The organism is Psychrobacter nivimaris, assembly GCF_009812035.1.
GTDB lineage: Bacteria > Pseudomonadota > Gammaproteobacteria > Pseudomonadales > Moraxellaceae > Psychrobacter > Psychrobacter nivimaris.
The window spans coordinates 230,755-252,506 of the sequence record NZ_VZIZ01000007.1; the positions used below are offsets into that span (position 1 = coordinate 230,755).

A 21,752-nucleotide genomic window follows, 5' to 3' on the forward strand; every position below is an offset into this window, starting at 1 on the left:
AAAGACGCGTGATTGATGCCAAGTTCTATTTTTACCTTATCCCTATCAATGATAGTGCTTGCGCTAGGCCTGAGCGCTTGCCAGCAGACAAATACCAATGCGACTAGTAGCGATACCGATAGCTGGTCATGTCAGACTAAAGACACGCCCTTTGCTTATAGTGTTTGCCGTGTCGATGCTACCGCGTTAGCGAGCGAGCGTTATTCATTACAACTGTTTTGGCAATCCTCTGATAAAAATGAGCCTCTGCTGACCTTTGATGCGTTATTGGCCACATTACCGAATCATGAGACCCTCAAATTTGCGATGAATGCAGGCATGTATAATGAAAACTATGCGCCGATTGGCTATACCGTCATCGAAGGCAAAGAACTCAAATCGCTAAATGTAAGAGAAGGTGGCGGTAATTTTCATCTATTACCTAATGGGGTTATGTGGTGGGACCAAGCTGGCAACGTGCAAATCACCGAAAGTAATGCGTTAAATGAGCAGCTAAACAATGGTGATGTGCAGCCTTGGTATGCGACGCAATCGGGCCCTATGCTGGTCATCAATGACGAGATACACCCACAGTTCAACCCCAATAGCAGCTCAATCAAACTGCGTAATGGTGCAGGCGTTTGCCGTGATGGCAGTATACAGCTCGTTAATAGCGATGAGCCTGTGACTTTTTATCAGTTTGCAGAGCTATTTAAGGATGAACTGGGTTGTTCAAACGCGCTGTTTTTAGACGGTGGTATTGCCTCAGCATTGTATGCGCCTAGTATCGATAAGCAGGATAAAAAAGAGATGGGCGTCATGATTGGATTGGTTGAAAATAAAGATTAATACGTCTTTATATCTTTAGGTTAATCTCTTTCTTCTCATAGTATGTTGTATAAAAAAGCACTTAGCGTGATTATTCCATGCTAAGTGCTTTTTTATAAACATTTATTTTGAATATTATAGTCAAAGAACTCTAAAATGGGTACAAGGCAGCCGACTGTAGATTGTACAATTAGTACATCTAAGGAGGATAACGCCGTAGCGGTTTAGTAGTTCACCGACTATATGTTAAAAACTTAACCCCCCAAACTCATTTTGGGGCCAAACGGTTCGTAGTGAACGCTATCGACACCATGATCTAATGCTACCAAACCATCAATCATGCTCTCCATAAACGGCATCGAGCCGCACACATAGATATCAGCAGGCTTAGGCAAGCTAGCAAGCCACGTCTCATCTAATATTTGCCCAGACTCAAAGTAAAATATATGCTTTTCTACGTTCTCAGCCTTAGCAAGTAATGCCTCTACCTGATCAGAAAAAGCATGATGAGCGACATTTTGACAGGCGTAAACCCAGATAGTAGGACGTTTAGGATTGGCTAATACTTGCGCCTCTAGCATAGACAGTACAGGCGTCACCCCGACTCCTGCACTCATCAATACTAACGGAATATCATTTTGCTGTACCAAATCTTGATTGAGCGCAAAGTCACCAGCTGGAGCCGATAATAAAACTGTGTCACCTACTTCTAATTGATCATGCATATAGTTAGAGACCAACCCATGATGCTCATTACGGTTGTCACGTCGAACAGCAAACTGAATGCCCGTATCGGTACTTGCAGAGTATAGAGAATAATGACGTAAGGCTATATGATCGCTGTCTTTTGGGTCTGTTTTCACCGTGATATATTGACCAGCGGTCAAGGTCAACTTGCTTAAATCAATCTCTTGAGCGTTTGCTAAATCATTGCCTTTATTGTTCTCACTCTTATCGACTGGTACCACGGTAAAGGCTACGATATCTGTAGCGACCGCTTCCTTTTTAATTACCTTAAACGGTGCAAACCCCTGCCACATCGCCTCTTTATACATACCATGTTCAATCTGAATAAATACTGAGGCGATCTCATCATAAGCTTCCGTCCAAGCATCAATAATGTCATCGGTAGCCGCCTCACCTAGTACTTCTTTTATCGCCCCGATCAGATGCTTACCAACGATAGGATAATGCTCAGGCAATATCTGTAACGCTCTATGCTTATGGCTAATCTGGGTAACCTGTGGCAATAGCGCAGCCAACTTGTCCAAGTGCTTGGCAGCGGCTAATACTGTCGTCGCTAGCGCCGTCTGCTGTCTTCCCAATTTTTGATTGGTCTCATTAAAAATATCTAACAGCTCAGGATGCTCGTTAAACATATTTCTATAAAACACAGTGGTAATCGCAACGCCATGCTCTTCGAGTACAGGAACAGTTGCGGTGACGATTTCTAACGTTTTTGGTGAGGCCATGTTGTTTCTCTTAGTCATTAACTGCATTGATAAATTGAGATGTTAAAAATAATCCGTCTAAACTGGCAATAATGAGCGGACCTTTTTACAGTGTCATCAAAATTTTTAGCAAATCAATTCAGAATATTGATAACATTCATTTAAAATGAATGTTATCACACTTTACTAGGCATACCAATATACAATCAATATTGAGTTCATTTTCATCGATGAAAAAACAGCCGCTATGTTGTCATAACGGCTGTTGTTATAGGGATTTAAGCTGTGTTAACAGACTTTATTTATTCATCAATCAGGCTTAATATCAAAATTACCGTGCCATATATTGAGTCATTTCTTCAACACCATGTAACGTCATCGGATACATCTTATTTTCAAACAGTTTTTTAATTTCAACGATGGTTTGCGTATATTGCCAATACGATGGGTTTTCAGGATTGAGCCAAGTTACTTTATCAAAATGCTCCAGTACGCGTTTCAACCATACGATGCCCGCTTCATTATTCATATACTCTACGCTGCCGCCTACTGTCATCAGTTCATAAGGTGACATCGATGCATCACCGACGAAGATGACACGATACTCACGGCCATATTTATTGAGTAGCTCAAACGTTGGCATCGGCGCACTATGACGACGATTATTGTCCTTCCACACATAGTCATACAAACAGTTATGAAAATAAAAGAACTCTAAGGTTTTAAATTCATTTTTTGCCGCAGAAAACAGTTTTTCGAGCGCTTCGACATGGATATCCATACTGCCGCCCACATCAAACAACATCAACACTTTGACACGGTTACGGCGCTCTGCCTGCATATGTATATCGAGCACCCCCTTTTTTGCCGTACGCTTAATCGTCTCATGAATATCTAGCTCGTCAGCACTGCCTGTCCGCGCAAACTGGCGCAGATTGCGTAGCGCCATCTGAATTTGGCGAGTACCGAGCTGATTATCATCATCGAGATTGCGATATTTACGCTGCTCCCAGACTTTTGCTGCGCTACGTTTGCGCGACTCACCGCCGACACGCACGCCTTCTGGATGGTCACCATAAGCACCAAATGGTGAAGTGCCGCCTGTGCCTACCCATTTACTACCACCTTGATGACGCTCTTTTTGCTCTTTTAACCGTTCCTCTAACGCCTTCATCAGCTCTTCAAGCGAGCCGTACTTTTTCAGTAGGCGTCTTTGCTCTTCGGTTAGATTCTTTGGATCGAGCTTTAGATCCAGCCACTCTTTGGGCACATCTGTCAGCTTGGCTAATAGCTCATCCATATCGAGGCTATCAACACCTTCAAAATAATCCGCCATGGCCCGATCGAACTTATCAAAATGGCGCTCGTCTTTGACCATGCACAGTCGAATCAGCCGATACATATCTTCGCGGCTAGCAAAAGTAGTCAGTGCTGGATCTTCAGGATGCGACTGCATCATCAGCCCTTTATCTAACGCGGCATTGAGATCGAGCAGCTCGCGCGTACTGACTGGCACGCCGTAAGTACGCAAGGTATAGAATAGTTTGATAAACATAAGAGTCGTATCACTTATTGGCTGATATTATTATCTGGTGATATTGCTGATATCATTGATTGGTACAGTCACAGGTTGAGCGCTTGCGTTGACTTTTACATCAGATATTGGATATAAAAGGTTAAAGCTAACGCAAGCGGCAAACATTAACGACGCATCATATTGGCAAAACGCTGTAATAAACTCACATCTGCCTCGTTCTTGAGCAACGCACCATATAGTGGCGGGATAGATTTCTCGCCGCGTAGATTTTCTTCTAATTCGTCCTGAGCCATATCATCAGCAAGTAACAAAGTTAACCAGTCGACTAACTCAGACGTTGATGGCGGCTTTTTAAGACCTTGAATACCACGCAGTTTATAGAAGATATCCAATGCATCATTGACCAGTTTTTCTTGAATGTCTGGAAAATGCACTTCGATGATTTGGCGCATGGTTTCTTCTTCTGGGAAGTCAATATAGTGGAAGAAACAACGACGCAAAAACGCATCTGGTAGCTCTTTTTCATTGTTTGAGGTAATAATAACTACTGGACGCTGCGCCGCTGTTATAGTCTCGCCCGTCTCATAAACATAAAAAGACATCTTATCAAGCTCATGTAGCAAGTCATTTGGGAACTCGATATCGGCTTTATCAATCTCATCAATCAGCAGTACGCTACGCTCTGTACTGGTAAAAGCATCCCACAGCTTGCCCGGCTTGATATAGTTGGCAATGTCATAGACCTTATCATCACCCAACTGCGAATCGCGCAGGCGTGATACTGCATCGTATTCGTACAGTCCTTGCTCAGCCTTGGTCGTCGATTTGACGTGCCAAGTAATCAGTGGCATGCCCAAACTTTCAGCGACTTCTTCGGCAAGCAACGTCTTACCTGTGCCAGGCTCACCTTTGATCAGCAATGGCTTTTGTAAGGTCATGGCGGCATTTACGGCCAGTTGCAAATCATCGGTAGCAATATAACTACTGGTACCAGTAAAGTTTTTCTTAGTATTGTCAGCTGTGGTCATAATCAGATCTCGATTGTTGTTATAGATGAGTTGTTATAAATGGATAGGTCTAAAACATAAATGACTAATAACGAATAAATTGGTAAAGAATAAATTAGATTAGCACAGCCTGATGCATTGCCAAAATACTCATGCGTTCGCATTTATTAACAATTGTTATGTGCAATGTATAGTGAGCAATTATTTATATGCCTAATAAACAGTCGAGCATAAAAAAAGACACGCAGCGGTGTCTCTTTTTCGGGTATCAAATAAATTCTAAAACAATAGTACTATCTTAATGCCTAGCCTATTTTTATCACTTATCAGACGTATCGCTATCCGTTTTTTTAGCCAATGTACTGTCTTTTTTTAAGCTTACATTAGTGTCAGGCTGGTCGGTTACGGTAGCGCCTTCTGGCAAATAGCTGCCTGTGGTCATTTGCAATGTGGCCTGTGTATCTTCTGCGCTGCGACTACGGGCTTTGTCCAAACTTGATGCAAATGCGCTGCGTATCAGCTGCCATACAAAACCAACGAACAACCCTGCGACCAGTATCACCAATATCGGCAACATATTGGCAACCGCACCTGCATAATCTTTCATCATCACAGCATAGACGACGCTGATACTGGCTGGTGCAAGCTCGCTCGGATCGCCAAGCGCTGTACCTGGTGCTAGTAATACTGCAAACAGAACCATCCAGCTCATACCGCCCAATGGTTTTGGCAGTACACGAGCAACGAGTATCCATAGCACTAGTACCAAAACAGCACCGCCAAGATAAGCATACATCGGCAAATCAGCGGGCGGGACATCCTTTACCATTTGGCCCCACCAGATGGCAATCTCACCGAGAATGTCACTGATAGACTCTAGCGGTAAGCTATGTAAGATATTTTTTAACCAGTCCATGCGTGTTTATTTACCTGCGTTTATCGCCAATGACACAATCTGTGTCTAGCGGTATATGTGCGTTCTGTAGAACCAGAATGAGGCCAACTACATAATGAACTTATGCATTATGTATGCTTATATGTACATTGCGTAGGGTGTCAGTTTATCACGACTCTCTACTCAAATGCATGTGAGCAAGTGTGTTGTAGGTTTCTATCGACGCTATTTTTAAGGTAGCGTACTGATATGTCCTACCACATTTACTCGCTGACAATTCCATTAATTATAGATGCTGTCCTGCGATTCACGAGCGCGCAGCTCTGCTTGGCGGCGCATCACATCTTGCGGCGGCAACTGCACAAAGTAGCCTTGAGACTGTAGTTTTGCCAGTACTTCTTCTTTGTCGACACGAGCGAGCTTATCTTTAGTTGATAAGTCCAAATGCATGACGAACTTACTACGGCCTAAACCTGCACGGAAATCTTTTGGTAATACACCAAGCCAGTCTTTGATTTCATCAGTATCATCAGGATAATCAGGACGCGCAATGTAGATATACATGTCGTCGTGTTTGGGAAATTTATAAATATCGCAATGCATAAAAACCACCTATCAGAAACTATGGGCGTAGGTTAGCATATTTCAGGCAAATACCAGTAGTCGCTTTGCGTTTTGCTATGGTAATTTTTGTCAAAACACACAGATAAAACGCTGATATGAGCGATAAAAATATCGTTGTAAAACATAACCTATTTCATAGACTGCCCTATCAAAACATTATTTTTGCCAAATTTATTTATTTTAATGGCTTTGATGACTTGTAAAAGCGCTTTGAACCTTTCATAATAAAAGCGTTTTTCAGGAGAGAGTTTATCAGCATCGTTTTTGTATTGAACCCTATTGGTTATACAACTATCGCAATTGCTAGATAACCACCGAAGGCGCATCCACCCTGCCAATCGCTCAGGTAAAAGGACTGAAAAACGCATGTCACTGTTGTTTGATAATGTTTAGTAGTATGACGCTCATAGCGCACTACTTTTTTATCAAACATAAGGCATAACAAATCTGGAGAGTGGTAAGAACGGACGACGTCTTACCCACCGAAGGGGAGAAAATACGCTATCATCGACGATAGGGCTCATACAACTGCCCAAAAATGATGATTCGTGTTGAAAATCTCAGGTCACAGGACAGATAGGGCTTTAGCTCAAACTGACGTATAGCGTCTGTTTGGCTTACGTCTTCATCTTTGCTTTCTGTGTCACCCTTTGATGTGATATTTGCACCTTGCAATATTGCTTCTCGCTACTTTTACGTTGCGCATCACTCCTTACTCTGCCGAGTACGACTGATGTACACATAAGGATTTGTTATGACTGATACCCATTCTCAAGACATCACTTCTCAAAACGATCAAAGCCAAGCTCCTCAGCGCACCCCTTTTTACCAGTCTCATATTGATAGTGAGGGCAAACTGGTCGATTTCTCTGGTTGGGAATTGCCCATTCATTACGGTTCACAAATCGAAGAGCACGACGCGGTACGTACAGATGCAGGTATGTTTGATGTCTCACATATGGTTGTGACTGATATCAAAGGTGCTGATACCAAAGCATGGCTACAAAAGCTGCTCGCAAACGATGTCAACAAACTCACTACCGCTGGTAAAGCGCTGTACTCTGGCATGCTCAATGAGCAAGGCGGCGTCATCGATGATTTGATCGTCTACCTGATGAATGCAGAAGAAACTGAGTACCGTATCGTCTCTAACGCGGCCACTCGTGACAAGGACTTAGCACAGTTTAATAAAGTCGCCGAAGGCTTTGATATTACGATTACCGAGCGTCCTGAGCTTGCGATGCTTGCCGTGCAAGGTCCAAATGCTATTGCAAAACTGGCTCAGGCCAAACCAAGCTGGGCAGATACCTTAGCAGCACTAAAACCTTTCGTTGGTGCTGACTTGACCGATATCGAAGGCACCGATTGGTTTGTAGCTCGTACCGGCTATACTGGTGAAGATGGCGTCGAAGTCATTATGCATGCCGATGATGCCCCTGCTTTCTTTGAGCAGCTAAAAGCAAATGGCATCAAACCTGCCGGTCTTGGCGCACGTGATACCTTGCGTATGGAAGCGGGCATGAACCTTTATGGCCATGACATGGACGAGACCATCAGCCCTTACGAGTGCAACATGGGCTGGACGCTAGCGCTCAAAGACGACCGCGCCTTTGTCGGTCGTGAAGCATTGGTCAGCAAACGTAAGCAGTCAAAAGAAGACAACACCGCTATGAAGCAAGTGGGTCTGCTATTGACCACGCGTGGCGTATTGCGTGAAGGCATGACAGTGACTATCAATCAAGGCACTAATAATGAGCAAACTGGCATTATCACCAGTGGTACATTCTCCCCTAGCCTAAAAAACTCAATCGCGATTGCCCGTGTGCCTGCCAGCTTGTCAGAAGATGACAGTGTACAAGTCGACCTACGCGGCAAAGGTAAGTTCGTCGATGTACGCGTATTGAAGCTACCTTTTGTCCGTAACGGCAAGCAACAGTTTGACTCTTAGGTCTTATAAATTCTATCATTAGAGTGCGTTGTCATTTTACACACGAGTATAAAAATGACGACACGCCTAGCCTCCATTATTTTTGTTAATTAACCTCTATCACTTAGGAGAGAGACCATGAGCAACATCCCAGCAGAGCTAAAATATATTGCGAGTCACGAGTGGCTACGCCTAGAAGACGACGGTACGATCACTGTTGGTATCACTGACCATGCTCAAGATCTATTGGGTGATGTGGTATTCGTTGAACTACCAGATGTGGGCGATATCATCGCTGTTGATGATGAAATCTCAGTTGTTGAATCAGTAAAAGCGGCTTCTGACGTTTATGCACCTATTTCAGGTGAAGTGATCGCTATCAACGAAGCACTAGAAGATGATCCTGAAATCATTAACTCTGACCCATATGGCGAAGGTTGGTTCTTCAGAATGAAGCCTGACAATATCGCTGATTACGAAGCACTAATGACTGCTGACGAGTACGAAAGCGACTTATAATCTAAGCACGTAAGCTAAGCATGCTCTCGCAAGACATTAACATTTGTAAGACTTTAGCTCGTACAAAGCACTAGCCCCGACTAAACATAGATACTGGCAACAGCTGGTATCTATACTCTCTATTTAAACTGTTTGAACAACCTTTCTCATTAAAAGTATTGGCTCATTGACCATGCTTATTATTTGAAAGCAGCTTTATATGTAGATCTCCAACAATCATTATCGTCCGATGTTATTGCTACCAAGCGTTATCTCATTGACTCGTATTGATCACCTATTCGAATCCCAATGAATACGTGCTATCAATAACGACGCAAACTGATAACCCAATTCTCAGCATGGATCCTAATATGAATGCCAACACCGATAATAAAGACCCCATTGCCACACCAAACCATACGCCGCAGCTACAAGCGTTTCGCGATATCGTAGAGTCACGCCGTTCCGTGCGCCGTTTTACTGACACACCTATCCCTGACGACGTATTGGCAGACTGTCTGCGTTTGGCCATGCTAGCACCAAACTCTAGCAACCTACAGCCGTGGGAATTTTATGTTATCGATGATGCTGACAATCGCAAACGCGCCGTCAAAAACTGCATGAATCAAAACGCCGCAAAAACATCAGCCCGTTTGATTGCCATCGTTGCTCGTACTGATGTTTGGCATGATCACGCTAAGCAAGTATTGCGCGAATACCCTGATCAGCCAGTGCCAAAGAAAGTGAAAGACTACTATAACAAAGTCGTCACGATGGACTTTTTGCGCGGCCCAGCCAACGTGGTTTCGGCTGCGAAATGGGGCGCAACGCAAGTGGTCAGACGCGTAAAGGGCCCAATCAAATCGCCTTATTATACGTTTGAAGATACCAAAAACTGGGCAACCAATAACACCGCACTTGCCGCCGAAAACCTCATGCTAGCATTACGTGCTCACGGGTTTGATAGCTGTGCTATGGGCGGCTTTGACGAGCCTGCTATGAAGCGCCTACTAGGCTTGGGCGACGATCAGCATATCATTATGATGATTGGCGCAGGTGAACGTGCTGACAATGGCGTTTACAACACTCAGTTCCGTTTTGATCAAAAACAGTTTGTGCATTACGTATAACGTATCGCTCACACTATTCCCTTAATTGCTATTTTGTTTATTACTCCCTTAACCAAGGATTGTCATGACTATCTCTCAAAACCCATCGTTTGATACCTTTCAAGGATTGTTCAACGAAGCTGAATTTGTCTATCGCCACTTAGGTTCAAATGAGACCAAGCAAGCTGACCTACTTAGCGCTGTTGGTTATAAAGATATGCAAAGCTTTATCAATGACACTGTGCCTGAGCCAGTACGTTTGCACAAAGAATTGGATTTGCCAGTGGCGATGAGTGAGCACGCTGCACTTGCCAAACTACGCACGATGGCAGACGACATCACTGTTAATAAAAGCTATATCGGTCAAGGCTACTCTCCGGTTCGTATGCCTGCTGTCATTCAGCGCAACGTGCTCGAAAATCCAGGCTGGTATACCGCTTATACGCCTTACCAAGCGGAAATCGCTCAAGGTCGTTTAGAAGCATTGCTGAACTTCCAACAAGTATGTATCGATTTGACTGGTCTTGAGCTGGCTGGTGCATCATTGCTTGATGAAGCAACAGCAGCGGCAGAAGCGATGGCGATGTCAAAGCGTGTGAGCAAAAGTAAATCAACACAGTATTTCGTTGATGAGCGCGTCTATCCACAAACACTAGATGTCATCAATACTCGTGCTAAATACTTTGGTTGGGAAGTCATCGTTGGTGATTTTGAAACCGCTAAATCTGGCGATTATTTCGGTGCGCTATTCCAGTATGTCGGTGCTGAAGGCGACGTTAAAGACTTAACAGACGTCATCAGTGCAGTAAAAGAAAACAAGACTTACGTCAGTGTCGTCAGTGACATCATGAGCTTAGTGCTATTAAAATCACCAGCTGACATGGGTGCCGACGTAGCGCTAGGTAGTACCCAGCGTTTTGGTATTCCAATGGGCTTCGGTGGTCCACATGCCGCTTATTTTGCGTTCTCTGATAAGGCCAAGCGTTCAGCGCCTGGTCGTATCATTGGTGTCTCAAAAGACGCACAAGGCAATACAGCACTACGTATGGCTCTACAAACGCGTGAGCAGCATATCCGCCGTGAAAAAGCCAACTCAAACATCTGTACGTCGCAAGTATTGCTAGCTAACCTCGCTGGTATGTATGCGGTATATCATGGTCCAGGCGGCGTGAAGCGTATTGCCACTCGTATTCATGCGTTCGCCACTGCGTTTGCTGATGCTATCACAGAATCTAACGACAGCAGCTTGAGCGTGGTACATGATCAATTCTTCGATACAGTTGTAGTTGATTGTGGTTCAGAGAAGTTGGCTACTCAAATCTTTAAAAATGCAGACAACGTCGGCTACAATTTATGGCGTCTAAGCGACACCAAATTGAGCGTTGCCTTTAGTGAAACCAGCGATCAGCAAGATTTTAACACCTTGACTCAGCTATTCGTCAACAAGTCACACGATCTACCTGAAACAGCTCGCGTCTCACTTGATAGCGCACACCTGCGTACGGATGACATCTTGACTCATCCAGTATTCAACTCGCATCATACCGAGCATGAAATGCTACGCTATCTAAAGTCGCTTGAAGACAAAGATCTAGCGATGAACCGCAGCATGATTTCACTGGGTAGCTGTACCATGAAGCTAAACGCCACCAGTGAGATGCTACCGATTACTTGGCCTGAGTTTGCCAATGTGCATCCTTTTGCACCGCGTGATCAAGTTACTGGCTATATCGCGATGATCGATAGCTTGCAAGATCAATTAAAAGCCATTACTGGTTTTGATGATGTCTCTATGCAGCCAAACTCTGGCGCTTCTGGTGAATATGCTGGTCTGTTAGCCATTCGCCGTTATCATGAGTCATTGGGCGAAACCAATCGCGATGTTTGCTTAATTCCTATGTCGGCGCACGGTACCAACCCTGCTACCGCTATGATGATGGGTATGCAAGTTGTCGTGGTCAAAACTGATGAAAACGGCAACGTTGATATCGATGATCTAACGGCTAAATGTGAAGAATATAGCGATCGTCTAGGTGCGCTAATGATCACTTATCCATCGACGCACGGTGTATTCGAAGAAGGCATCCGTCATATCTGTGATTTGACTCACAAGCATGGCGGTCAGGTCTATATGGATGGCGCGAACATGAACGCTCAGGTAGGCATGATGCAGCCTGCAGACGTTGGTGCTGATGTATTGCACATGAACTTGCACAAAACCTTCTGTATCCCGCATGGCGGCGGTGGTCCAGGCATGGGCCCTATCGGTATGAAAGCGCATTTGGCAACGTTTATGGCCAACCATACCTTGAGCCCTGTACATAATGCACAAAAAGACTGTTCAGCAGTATCTGCAGCACCTTATGGTTCAGCGAGCATCTTACCTATCTCATGGATGTACATTGCTATGATGGGCCGTGATGGTCTATTAAAAGCAACGGAGTTGGCATTGTTGAACGCAAACTACGTGGCAGCTGAATTAAAAGGTCACTACCCTGTCCTATATGCTGGCAAAAACGGCCGCGTAGCTCACGAATGTATCATCGATATTCGTCCGTTAAAAGAAGAGACTGGCATCACGGAAAGCGATATCGCTAAGCGCTTGATGGATTATGGTTTCCATTCACCAACAATGAGCTTCCCAGTCGCTGGCACGCTTATGATTGAGCCAACAGAGTCTGAGTCAAAAGAAGAGTTGGATCGCTTTATCAGTGCGCTAAAATCTATCAAAGCTGAAGCCATGAAAGCAAAAGCTGGTGAAGATAACTGGACGCTAGAAGATAACCCGTTAGTCAATGCACCGCATACGGCTGCTATGATTACTAGTGAAGAGTGGACGCATCCTTACAGCCGTGAGACTGCTGCATTCCCACTGCCGTACATTCGTGCAAACAAGTTCTGGCCAAGTGTCGCGCGTGTCGATGATGCTTATGGTGATAAGAACCTAATGTGCTCTTGCCCAAGTATCGAAAACTATATGTAATTATTATTTCGGATAGTTATTCTCTGTAGTAAAAAGCCTCCAAGTCAGTAGCTGACTTGGAGGCTTTTTATTTTTCTGACTTTTTATCTATTACGTTAGCAGGTAATATTATCAATAAAATAAACGATAAGAACTCAATATAATAAAAGCTTATATTGATAATAAGCTATTTATCTTAAATTTCTGAAGCAACCATTGGACACTGCTATGCAACATAAAGCGCCTAAACAAAAAACTCGCGTCATTCTAATTCACGGGCTACACCAAACCCCATGGATCATGCGACCATTAGCCAAGCGCCTGCAAGCAGCAGGATTTGATACCCATCAGTATGGCTACCGTAGTATGCGTGATGGTATCAAAACCAATAGCGCGCGCCTAAATAGCTGGCTAGAAACAAACCATCACCCAGATCATCCTATAGATTTGGTTGGGCATAGTTTGGGTGGTTTGATCATTCGTGATTTTGTCGCTCAGTATCCAAAATGGCAAATTGGACGTTGCGTGACTCTAGGAACACCGCATATAGGCAGTGTGTGTGCAGATTATATCTGGCGATTGACTCCTGCTGTCGTAGGTCGCTCATATGTCGACGCACTGGACGGCACAGTCGCACCATTACCCAAACACGTGACATTAGGTGTCATTGCTGGCAACCGCCCTTATGGTCTAGGTCAGCTGTTTTTGCAATATCATAATCGCAAACTGCGCAAATCTGACAAGCCACCCCTTAACGAGCAACTTGCACATGACGGGACAGTATATATCGAGGAGACGAAAATAGAGGCAGCAGCTGATCATATCGTCTTGCCAGTCTCGCACACTGGCATGCTAGTGAACCCAGATGTCGCCGAGCAGACTCGATACTTTTTAGAGCATGGACGATTTAAACGCTAAGAGCTGTATGAATAAGAGCTGTATGAATACTTGAGTGTCAGTTTTCAGTCTTATCGAACGCTTCCTTATTAAACGGTGCCTTATCGAACGCTGCTTTATCGAACGATTCCTTATTGAACACGAATACCCATGCCCTGCTGCAGTTCGGTTTTATGCTTTTTGATGACTGGAATTAAGGTTTGAATCACCCAACCATTGCGCCAGCCTTTTAACCCTTGTGGTAATTCGCTGAGATCTTTATCAAGAGCAATGACTTCATATAGCTGTCCTAGCCATTTTTTACGCATCAATACGCTAGCAGGTATACCGATTTCGCGCGCATGCTCATCAATCGTTTGCTGCACTGCTTTTGAGAGTACTTTATTTTTTGAGCGATATGGTGGCACTAGACAGTCTGGATGCTCTGTAGGGGGTAGACTCTTGGCATCTCTGATTACTTTCAGCAGCTCTTCGCCATATAGTCGCAGCATACTACGGTGCATGGTCGTTTTATGTGCCAGCTCGCGCATACTGTTTGGTTTTTCAGTGACAATTTCACGAACTGCTTGTTTCTTTATCACAAAGGTACGCGGTTGATTGGTCGCACGTGCCAGCTCTTCTCGCCATGTAGCCACTCCTTTGAGTATCGCCATTTGCTGCGAATTATAGCGATAATCTGCCATCGTGAGATACATCGCTTCATCTTCAACGTGTTGCGTGTCATACAAATCACTGGCATAAAGCTGACAGTCAGCCCAAACATAATCATACAACCCTTGTGCCTTAAGCGCATGTTCGATACTGAGATATAGCGCTGGCAAATAACGCACATCATCGATGGCATACTGCTCTTGTTCGTCTGTCAACGGGCGCTGGAGCCAATCAGACTGACTGTGCTCTTTATCGATATGCATATCTAGCTGATCCGCTAATGCCTGCTGATAGCCCATTTGCAATTGACCGGTTAAATAAGACAACGCAATTTGCGTATCAAAAATATTGGTCAATGGTGGACAGCCAGATAGCAGATAAAAAATGCCCAAATCTTCGCCGCAAGCGTGCCAGATAGCCACATCTACTTTGCGTAGCGCTTCCCACAGCTCAGCCAGTTGTAGCTGCGGTGCATCCAGTAGATAAACATGATTGCCAGTATTTAATTGCACCAGTGCCAAACGCGGGTAATAGGTGTCACGCTTGATAAACTCAGTATCTAAGGCCACGCGTCCGCAAGTCGCTAAGGCATCGATAACCTCATCCAAATCGCTTTGCTTACGTACCCATGTAATAGCAACGTCATCAGCAATATCCAATAGTGCATCAATATCTAGCACCTCAGCACCTAGCACCTCAATATCAGGTACTTCAACATCTGGAGTATTAGCAGCTGACTCAGATGAAGTGGCTGCTGACATTGGCTCAGTATTAGCGGCTTCTTGTAATGAGCCATCATTGATATCAGCAGCATTTGATTGAGCTGAGGCGTTTGAAACGTTATTGGACACGGGCAGATACCTGCATTAATAGGAGAAAATAAAACGCTAAACCGCGCCTTAATAGAATTAGAAAATAAACAATAATAAAGTAATTATAGCAATTCCAAGAAATGAATTGGGTAAGACTTTAAAGCAATCAAAACGTTATAAAAAAGAACGATTTTGCATGGCTTGACCAAGCGTCATACTATCCAGATACTCAAGCTCACCGCCCATCGGGACACCTTGTGCTAAACGCGTCACTTTATTGACATGACGACTGACAGCTTCACTGATAAAGTGCGCAGTAGTCTGCCCTTCGACAGTCGTACCTGTTGCCAGTATCAGCTCTTCGACAGGTTCTTGCTTCACTCGCCATACGAGCTGATCAATATTTAAGTCGTCGGCGCTGACACCATCAATTGGCGATAGATGCCCGCCCAACACAAAATAACGACCACGGTAACCAGCTGTCTGTTCAATCGCCATCACATCTGCTGCCGTTTCGACCACGCATAGCAGACTGTCATCACGTCTAACATCTTGGCAAAGCGGACATACAGCCTCATCACTAAAGCTATGGCAACGCTGACATTCAACAATATCACGCATGGCTTCATCTAGTGCTTGGGCGAGCGCCATGCCTTGTGGGCGTTTTTTACTAAGTAGATGTAACGCCATTCGTTGGGCACTTTTTTGACCGACGCCTGGCAATATACGCAGCTGTTTGACCAGCTGATCAAATTTGGCTGTAAGCAAAGTAGCTTCCTTTAGTTGACTTTATCTAACTGAATTTATAAATCGTAGCTATAAAAATGGGGTCGTATCGTGTCGATAACAACCCCATTTTTGTCTTCAGTATGAAGTATTTAATGCTTAAAACATGCCTTGCATACCTGGTGGCAGACCCATACCTGAAGTCGCGCCAGCCATCGTTTCTTCGTAGAGTGCATCTGCTTGACGAACCGCATCATTGATAGCAGCAGCGATAAGATCTTCAATCATATCTGGCTCATCTTCTAGCAGACTTGGATCAATAGTCAAACGCTTAACTACATGACGACCAGTCATCGTTACTTTAACTAGGCCACTGCCCGCTTCCGCTTGTACTTCTTTGTTAGCAAGTTCTTTTTTAGCATTTTCAACGTTTGCTTCTACTTTCTTTTGCATCGTTTGTGCTTGTTGCATCAATGCTTGAATGTTCATAGTTGCCTCTTTTGTTATTTATGGTTTGTATTTTATGCTAGTGCGTATAGTAATGAATAATTAATAACGTAAAGTTAATGCAATGCGTTAGTGCAGATTATACCGTTATCTTTACAAACTGTCTAAACCACGTGCCAAGTCTTTGATAATATCTTCTACATCTTCCAGACCTACCGATAGACGAATCAGACCGTCTTTAACGCCAGCTTCGGCACGAGCCTCAGCAGTTAGACGGAAATGCGTGGTGGTTGCAGGATGAGTAATCGTGGTTTTGGCATCGCCCAAGTTATTGGTGATAGAGACCATTTGTGTTGAATCAATCACATGCCACGCCGCTTCTTTGGTATCAAGGCTATCAGATGCCTTGACTTCAAAACCCATGATAGCACCGTAACCGTCCTTCATGTGATGCTGACGTGTAGCAAGCTCGTGCGCAGAATGGTCACTCAAGCCTGAGAAATGTACGGTACTGACATTAGGATGATTGACCAAAAACTCTGCCACTTGATTGGCATTTTGGCAATGCGCTTGCATACGCAATTTGAGCGTCTCAAGCCCTTTAGTAAATACCCAAGCATTAAATGGACTCATGCTGATACCGCCTGATCGCACCACGGTAAACGCTTCTTGCATCAGTTTATCACTACCGACCAACGCACCGCCTAATACGCGACCCTGACCATCCAAATATTTGGTCGCAGAGTGAATAACCACATCCGCACCCAAATCTAACGGGCGCTGCAATGCTGGCGTCGCAAAGCAATTATCAACGACGAGTAATATATCATTGGCTTTACATAGCTGACTCAGATAACCGATATCACAAATCTGCGCCAATGGATTACTTGGGCTTTCGCAATAGATCACCTTGGTATTTGGTTGAACCGCATTGGCCCATGCCTCATTGTCGAAACAATCAACGTAGCTGACTTCAACGCCAAACTTGGCCATATAATTATTAAATAGACCAATAGATGAGCCAAATAACTGGTTGGCTGCTAGCAGATGGTCGCCCGCTTTTAGGTATGCCAAGCACATGGTCAAAATAGCGCCCATACCAGAGGCCGTTGCAACCGCACGTTCACCGTTTTCTAGCGCGGCGAGACGACGCTCAAAAGTACGGACGCTTGGGTTGGTATGACGAGAGTAAACGTTTCCTGTCTTTGTACCGTCAAAATGTGCCGCAGCATCAGCGGCTGAACGATAAACGTAAGAGCTAGTGGTAAAAATCGGCTCTGAATGCTCGCCCTCGTCGGTACGGTGTTGACCTGCCCGCACAGCAATCGTCTGCATACCGTAATCTAATCCTAAATCTAAGGCATCGTTACGCCAGTTTGGATCTAACCCATCGTTTGAGTTTTTTTGGTTCAAATTATTCTCATCTTTCGTTTGCGACTGACTCATAGACGTTCCGTTGCTGTGTTTTGGTTGGTATAAAAGGACTGCTTATTTTTTTGATTATTAAGCAAATTCATCAGCGTTATCATAACATGCCGACTTATTCCACACATCTGGTTTCAGATAACTTCTAATTATTAATTTTGCCTATTAAAATAACTGGATGTTCAATATGACAGTCATTATGCAGACTTAACCGACAATAAATCACGATAAAATCAATCGTCAAACCTAACAAAAATAACGTATTTATAATAGGCAGATATGCTAACGGCTGCTAAGCTTAGCGACGATTTAAATTTTGGCGTTGGTGATATTTTTATAGACCGTCCAATCAATGTTATCATCCTTAAAAATAGATGAACAATTTCAGCAAATTACTTATCCATGCATTTTATTTATCAGTATATTTAGGCTCATCAAGGTAAATTCGTTATGTCGATGTTCAGTATAGAACCAAGCAGCTTATCGTTGAGTCTGACACTTGGGCTGACTTTAGGTCTGAGCGCTTGCCAGAGCCTACCCAAACAGCCACATCTACCTGAGAGCCAAGCGCTATCAGCGCGAGTCAATGCGTTGTATCAACAACCCGATAGTTCAAACGGTGAACAAGAGAACACCATAGAGCCGAGTTCTACTGATCTAGTGACCGCCATCACAGCACAAAATGAAATTCATCCTGATTTGTCAGGCTATCATCCGATCGTCACTGGGGCAAATGCGTTTGCCGCCCGTAGTATCTTAACGGGTATGGCCACGCGCAATATCGATGCGCAGTATTATATTTGGCATAACGATCAGGCTGGTCAGCTTCTACTAAAAGACTTATGGGATGCGGCTGAGCGCGGCGTAATCGTGCGCTTATTGTTAGATGATTTTAATAATAGTGCCAAGTTCGACCAGCATTTATTACGCTTTGCCAGTCATCCCAATATCGCGGTACGTATTATCAATCCTTTGATGCATCGTAAGTTTCCAACATTGAACTATGTGACTGGTTTGCCGCGTATCAATCGCCGCATGCACAATAAAAGCATGACCTTTGATAAGCAAATTACTATCATCGGCGGGCGTAATATTGGCAACGAATACCTTAGCAATGACCAAAGCAGCCAATTTGCAGATTTGGATGTCTTACTTATCGGTAAAGTCGTTGCAGATATTGATAACAGCTTTTATGACTATTGGTCATCGCCTTTATCATTTGATATCGAGACCTTAGCGAAATTTGATGATGACGTTACACCTGATTTTTTAAAGGCCTTAGATAAGCTCGGCCTGGATGAAGAAAACAACGAAGGCAGCAGCTTGACGGTTTATAAGGCTGCGATCAAAGACTCTACGATTGATAGTGACTTGATTAATAAGCGTGTGCCTTTTCGTTGGACCGACATGCAGTTCTTAAGTGATGATGTGGGCAAACTAAGCAAAACAGTTCCTGCCGATACCAACTTGGTTCATCAGTTGCGTAACTTGCTCGGTAGCCCAACCAAGAAGTTGACGATTATTTCTTCTTATTTTGTACCGACCAAAGATGGGGTCGATACTTTGGTGAAGCTCGCCGAATCTGGCGTTGATATCAAAATATTAACCAACTCATTTGATGCGACCGATGTAACTGCCGTGCATTCTGGTTATAGCCAGTGGCGACCTCGCCTGCTTCGTTCAGGCGTCAAAATATATGAGCTTAAATCAACCGCTGCTGAAGAAAAACGTGATAACAAACTGTGGCGAGCACGTAGTCAATCATCGACCAGTTTGCACGCAAAAACATTCGCAGTAGATGATTATCAAGTCTTTATCGGTTCATACAACGTTGACCCACGCTCTGCCAATATCAATACCGAAATGGGTGTAATCATTAATGATGATGAACTAGCAAGGCAGCTGCATGGGGCGCTGAGTGATGATTTACTAAACCAAGCTTATGAAGTTAAGCTGCTAGACAACGGTAGCTTGGAGTGGCACACCATGGAAGATGGCAAAGAGGTCGTTTACGAATCAGAGCCACGAGTTGATATGGGTGATCATATTTGGCTTACTATCATGTCTTGGCTACCCATCGATTGGCTGCTGTAATATGTAAATTCTTTTCTAAATAGTCCCTAAAATTACAGGATGTGCAGTTTCGCTTCTGGTAAAAGCCAGATCCTGTAATCAAAGTTCTTATTACAACACACACAAAATTACTGTTTCGGCAAATCATTGTTTATATACTTTGATTTGCCGGTTTTTATCATGGCCGATTATCTAAACGATGATCGTCTTAATGGCCACTTTACCCTGTGGAAGCGTGATCTATTATGCCGTCTCGTTCTCAATACGCCTTGATGTCTACAAAAGACAAAAATACCGTTATGTTCGTAAGCTTCATCAGTGCGATCGTCTTTTTTGACTTTTTGATTTACTTATACATTGCAGATATCGTGACCGCTGCGTTTTTTCCTGTTGATACTGACCCCAATGTCGCCAAACTACAAGGACTGGGGCTTTTTGTCATTGGTTACTTAGCTCGTCCGCTTGGGGGTATTCTGTTCGGGCGTTATGGTGATCTCAAAGGTCGAAAACCGACCCTTTTTCTGAGCATAATCGTCACGGCAGGTAGCTTGCTTGCGATGGCCTGTCTGCCTACTTATGCGCAGTGGGGCGCGCTTGCACCTGCGTTATTCATACTGCTGAGAATCATACAAGGTATGGCATTTGGTCTTTACGTACCGTTATCTTGGGTGTTTGTGGCGGAGCATGTGCCTAGGCAGTATTTGTCAGTGGCTTGTAGCTACATTACCGCTAGCTTTTTGGTAGGGGTACTCTTCTCTAATGCGTTTTTTCTGTGGCTGACTGGTTTTATGACCACCGTACAGTTGACTGACTATGGCTGGCGTTTGCCGTTTTTTGTTGGTGCCTTACTAACCTGTCTACCATTGTTGGTATGGCGACTGGTTAAAGAGACCCCATTTTTCTTGGCGTTAGATAAGCCAAAAACTGGTAAGAATTTGGGTAGACCATTTACGGTGTTATTCAAGCGCTGCAAGCATTCTATCTTTGTCAGTATGGTACTGACTCTAGTGATATCTAACATCACCTCCGTCATTGTCCTACTACTGCCAGATTTAATAGAAATCAACTTTACTTTAGACAGTGATTTGTTTAGCTTCTCTCACAGTTTGGGCATCGTATTTATGATTCTTGGCTGTGTCTTTTATGGCATGATCTCGACCCATGAGAACTTTGGTAAAATTTTGGTCATTGGTTCTGTTCTACTTATCGCTCAAACGTTGGCGTTCTTTTATCATTTGCAGGCGGGTGGCGATTATATATTGATTATGTATGCACTTTTGGGATTCTGTGCCGGTATCGTGGGCATGGTCCCTGCCATTTTAGTGCAGCTATTTCCGACCAATGTACGTCTCACAGGTATCGCTTTTTGTTATAATATTACCTACGGTATCGTTGGTGTACTGATCCCCTTTGGTCTTGGTTACGCCACGACGCTTATCAGCTTCTCACCAGCGCTATATATTGCCTTTGTGGGCTCTATCGGTATTATTATGGGGCTTTACTTCTATAATTTGCCCGAATTCAAAAAAATTGATCATGTTATTTTATAAATAATGGATCAGTCACTGATTTGAACAAAGCTTAAAACTAAGGTGCAATGGGATGTCTCATCCATTGCACCTTCTCCATTTATTTAAGACACAAATATTAAGGCTCAATAATCATGGTTGATATGACCAACAAACGCCTCTCAGTAGCTCCTATGATCGATAGTATCAACCAATCACGTTAAGGCTTTACAGATAAACACTTTCAGGTTTTTTGTTTTATCTCATGGTACGAATATGGTACGACAACTCACTCAAAACCTAGACACAAAAAAACGCCCTGCCAAATTAATGACAGGGCTTACGGTTATGGCAGGACTCGAACCTGCGACACAAGAATCTACCAACTGAGATACA

At 43.9% G+C, this 21,752-nt stretch carries 17 protein-coding genes and 2 riboswitches; of the genes, 8 read left to right on the plus strand and 9 right to left on the minus strand.

The window, feature by feature from the left end:
* Window positions 1–15 precede the first annotated feature (15 nt).
* Window positions 16–828 (plus strand): phosphodiester glycosidase family protein, encoded by an 813-nt coding sequence (locus FQV37_RS03625; protein ID WP_160021333.1) that lies wholly within the window; start codon window positions 16–18, stop codon window positions 826–828.
* Window positions 829–1,061: 233 nt separating this feature from the next.
* On the opposite strand, the gene FQV37_RS03630 is transcribed toward FQV37_RS03625, so the two are convergent.
* From FQV37_RS03630 to FQV37_RS03650, 5 genes are all read right to left on the minus strand, one after another.
* Window positions 1,062–2,279 carry a globin domain-containing protein gene (locus tag FQV37_RS03630; RefSeq protein ID WP_160021334.1) on the minus strand — a complete coding sequence of 406 codons (1,218 nt, stop codon included), beginning with the start codon at window positions 2,277–2,279 and terminating at the stop codon, window positions 1,062–1,064.
* Window positions 2,280–2,589: 310 nt separating this feature from the next.
* Window positions 2,590–3,813 carry a vWA domain-containing protein gene (locus tag FQV37_RS03635; protein WP_101205694.1) on the minus strand — a complete coding sequence of 408 codons (1,224 nt, stop codon included), beginning with the start codon at window positions 3,811–3,813 and terminating at the stop codon, window positions 2,590–2,592.
* Window positions 3,814–3,959: 146 nt separating this feature from the next.
* Complete coding sequence (locus FQV37_RS03640) at window positions 3,960–4,823, minus strand: AAA family ATPase (protein WP_101205695.1); 864 nt, start codon at window positions 4,821–4,823, stop codon at window positions 3,960–3,962.
* 298 nt (window positions 4,824–5,121) lie between these two features.
* Window positions 5,122–5,718 carry a hypothetical protein gene (locus FQV37_RS03645; protein ID WP_102092316.1) on the minus strand — a complete coding sequence of 199 codons (597 nt, stop codon included), beginning with the start codon at window positions 5,716–5,718 and terminating at the stop codon, window positions 5,122–5,124.
* A gap of 261 nt (window positions 5,719–5,979) precedes the next feature.
* Window positions 5,980–6,300 (minus strand): YcgL domain-containing protein, encoded by a 321-nt coding sequence (locus FQV37_RS03650; protein WP_057760762.1) that lies wholly within the window; start codon window positions 6,298–6,300, stop codon window positions 5,980–5,982.
* Between the two features lie 249 nt (window positions 6,301–6,549).
* Window positions 6,550–6,689, plus strand: a riboswitch (glycine riboswitch).
* A 69-nt stretch (window positions 6,690–6,758) separates the two neighbouring features.
* A riboswitch (glycine riboswitch) is annotated at window positions 6,759–6,907 on the plus strand.
* Between the two features lie 168 nt (window positions 6,908–7,075).
* Between FQV37_RS03650 and gcvT the strand changes: the two genes are divergently transcribed.
* The 5 genes from gcvT to FQV37_RS03675 all read left to right on the plus strand — a co-directional run bounded on the left by gcvT (window position 7,076) and on the right by FQV37_RS03675 (window position 13,735).
* Window positions 7,076–8,269, plus strand: a complete 1,194-nt coding sequence (gene gcvT, locus FQV37_RS03655; protein WP_160021335.1) for a glycine cleavage system aminomethyltransferase GcvT — start codon at window positions 7,076–7,078, stop codon at window positions 8,267–8,269.
* Between the two features lie 117 nt (window positions 8,270–8,386).
* Entirely contained in the window at window positions 8,387–8,767 is a 381-nt protein-coding gene (gcvH, locus tag FQV37_RS03660; RefSeq protein WP_057760766.1) for a glycine cleavage system protein GcvH, read from the plus strand.
* 350 nt (window positions 8,768–9,117) lie between these two features.
* The gene (locus FQV37_RS03665; RefSeq protein WP_160021336.1) at window positions 9,118–9,876 is read left to right on the plus strand and encodes a nitroreductase family protein; all 759 of its coding nucleotides are present in this window, start codon (window positions 9,118–9,120) and stop codon (window positions 9,874–9,876) included.
* Window positions 9,877–9,940: 64 nt separating this feature from the next.
* Window positions 9,941–12,838: an aminomethyl-transferring glycine dehydrogenase gene (gene gcvP, locus FQV37_RS03670; RefSeq protein WP_160021337.1), complete on the plus strand. Its 2,898-nt coding sequence runs from the start codon at window positions 9,941–9,943 to the stop codon at window positions 12,836–12,838.
* A gap of 207 nt (window positions 12,839–13,045) precedes the next feature.
* Window positions 13,046–13,735, plus strand: a complete 690-nt coding sequence (locus FQV37_RS03675) for an esterase/lipase family protein (RefSeq protein WP_160021338.1) — start codon at window positions 13,046–13,048, stop codon at window positions 13,733–13,735.
* 110 nt (window positions 13,736–13,845) lie between these two features.
* Here FQV37_RS03675 and FQV37_RS03680 read toward each other — a convergent pair whose 3' ends face one another.
* The 4 genes from FQV37_RS03680 to FQV37_RS03695 form a co-directional block, all read right to left on the minus strand.
* Window positions 13,846–15,216 carry a ribonuclease D gene (locus FQV37_RS03680; RefSeq protein ID WP_240990934.1) on the minus strand — a complete coding sequence of 457 codons (1,371 nt, stop codon included), beginning with the start codon at window positions 15,214–15,216 and terminating at the stop codon, window positions 13,846–13,848.
* A gap of 135 nt (window positions 15,217–15,351) precedes the next feature.
* Window positions 15,352–15,945, minus strand: coding sequence for a recombination mediator RecR (gene recR / locus FQV37_RS03685; protein WP_057760773.1), 594 nt, complete (start codon window positions 15,943–15,945; stop codon window positions 15,352–15,354).
* A gap of 117 nt (window positions 15,946–16,062) precedes the next feature.
* Window positions 16,063–16,392, minus strand: coding sequence for a YbaB/EbfC family nucleoid-associated protein (locus FQV37_RS03690; protein ID WP_045445429.1), 330 nt, complete (start codon window positions 16,390–16,392; stop codon window positions 16,063–16,065).
* A 111-nt stretch (window positions 16,393–16,503) separates the two neighbouring features.
* Window positions 16,504–17,796, minus strand: coding sequence for an O-succinylhomoserine sulfhydrylase (locus FQV37_RS03695; protein WP_160021339.1), 1,293 nt, complete (start codon window positions 17,794–17,796; stop codon window positions 16,504–16,506).
* A 429-nt stretch (window positions 17,797–18,225) separates the two neighbouring features.
* On the opposite strand from FQV37_RS03695, the gene FQV37_RS03700 reads away from it, so the two are divergent.
* The gene (locus tag FQV37_RS03700; RefSeq protein ID WP_160021340.1) at window positions 18,226–19,869 is read left to right on the plus strand and encodes a phospholipase D family protein; all 1,644 of its coding nucleotides are present in this window, start codon (window positions 18,226–18,228) and stop codon (window positions 19,867–19,869) included.
* A gap of 224 nt (window positions 19,870–20,093) precedes the next feature.
* Window positions 20,094–21,398 carry an MFS transporter gene (locus FQV37_RS03705; RefSeq protein WP_160021341.1) on the plus strand — a complete coding sequence of 435 codons (1,305 nt, stop codon included), beginning with the start codon at window positions 20,094–20,096 and terminating at the stop codon, window positions 21,396–21,398.
* Window positions 21,399–21,752 lie beyond the last annotated feature (354 nt).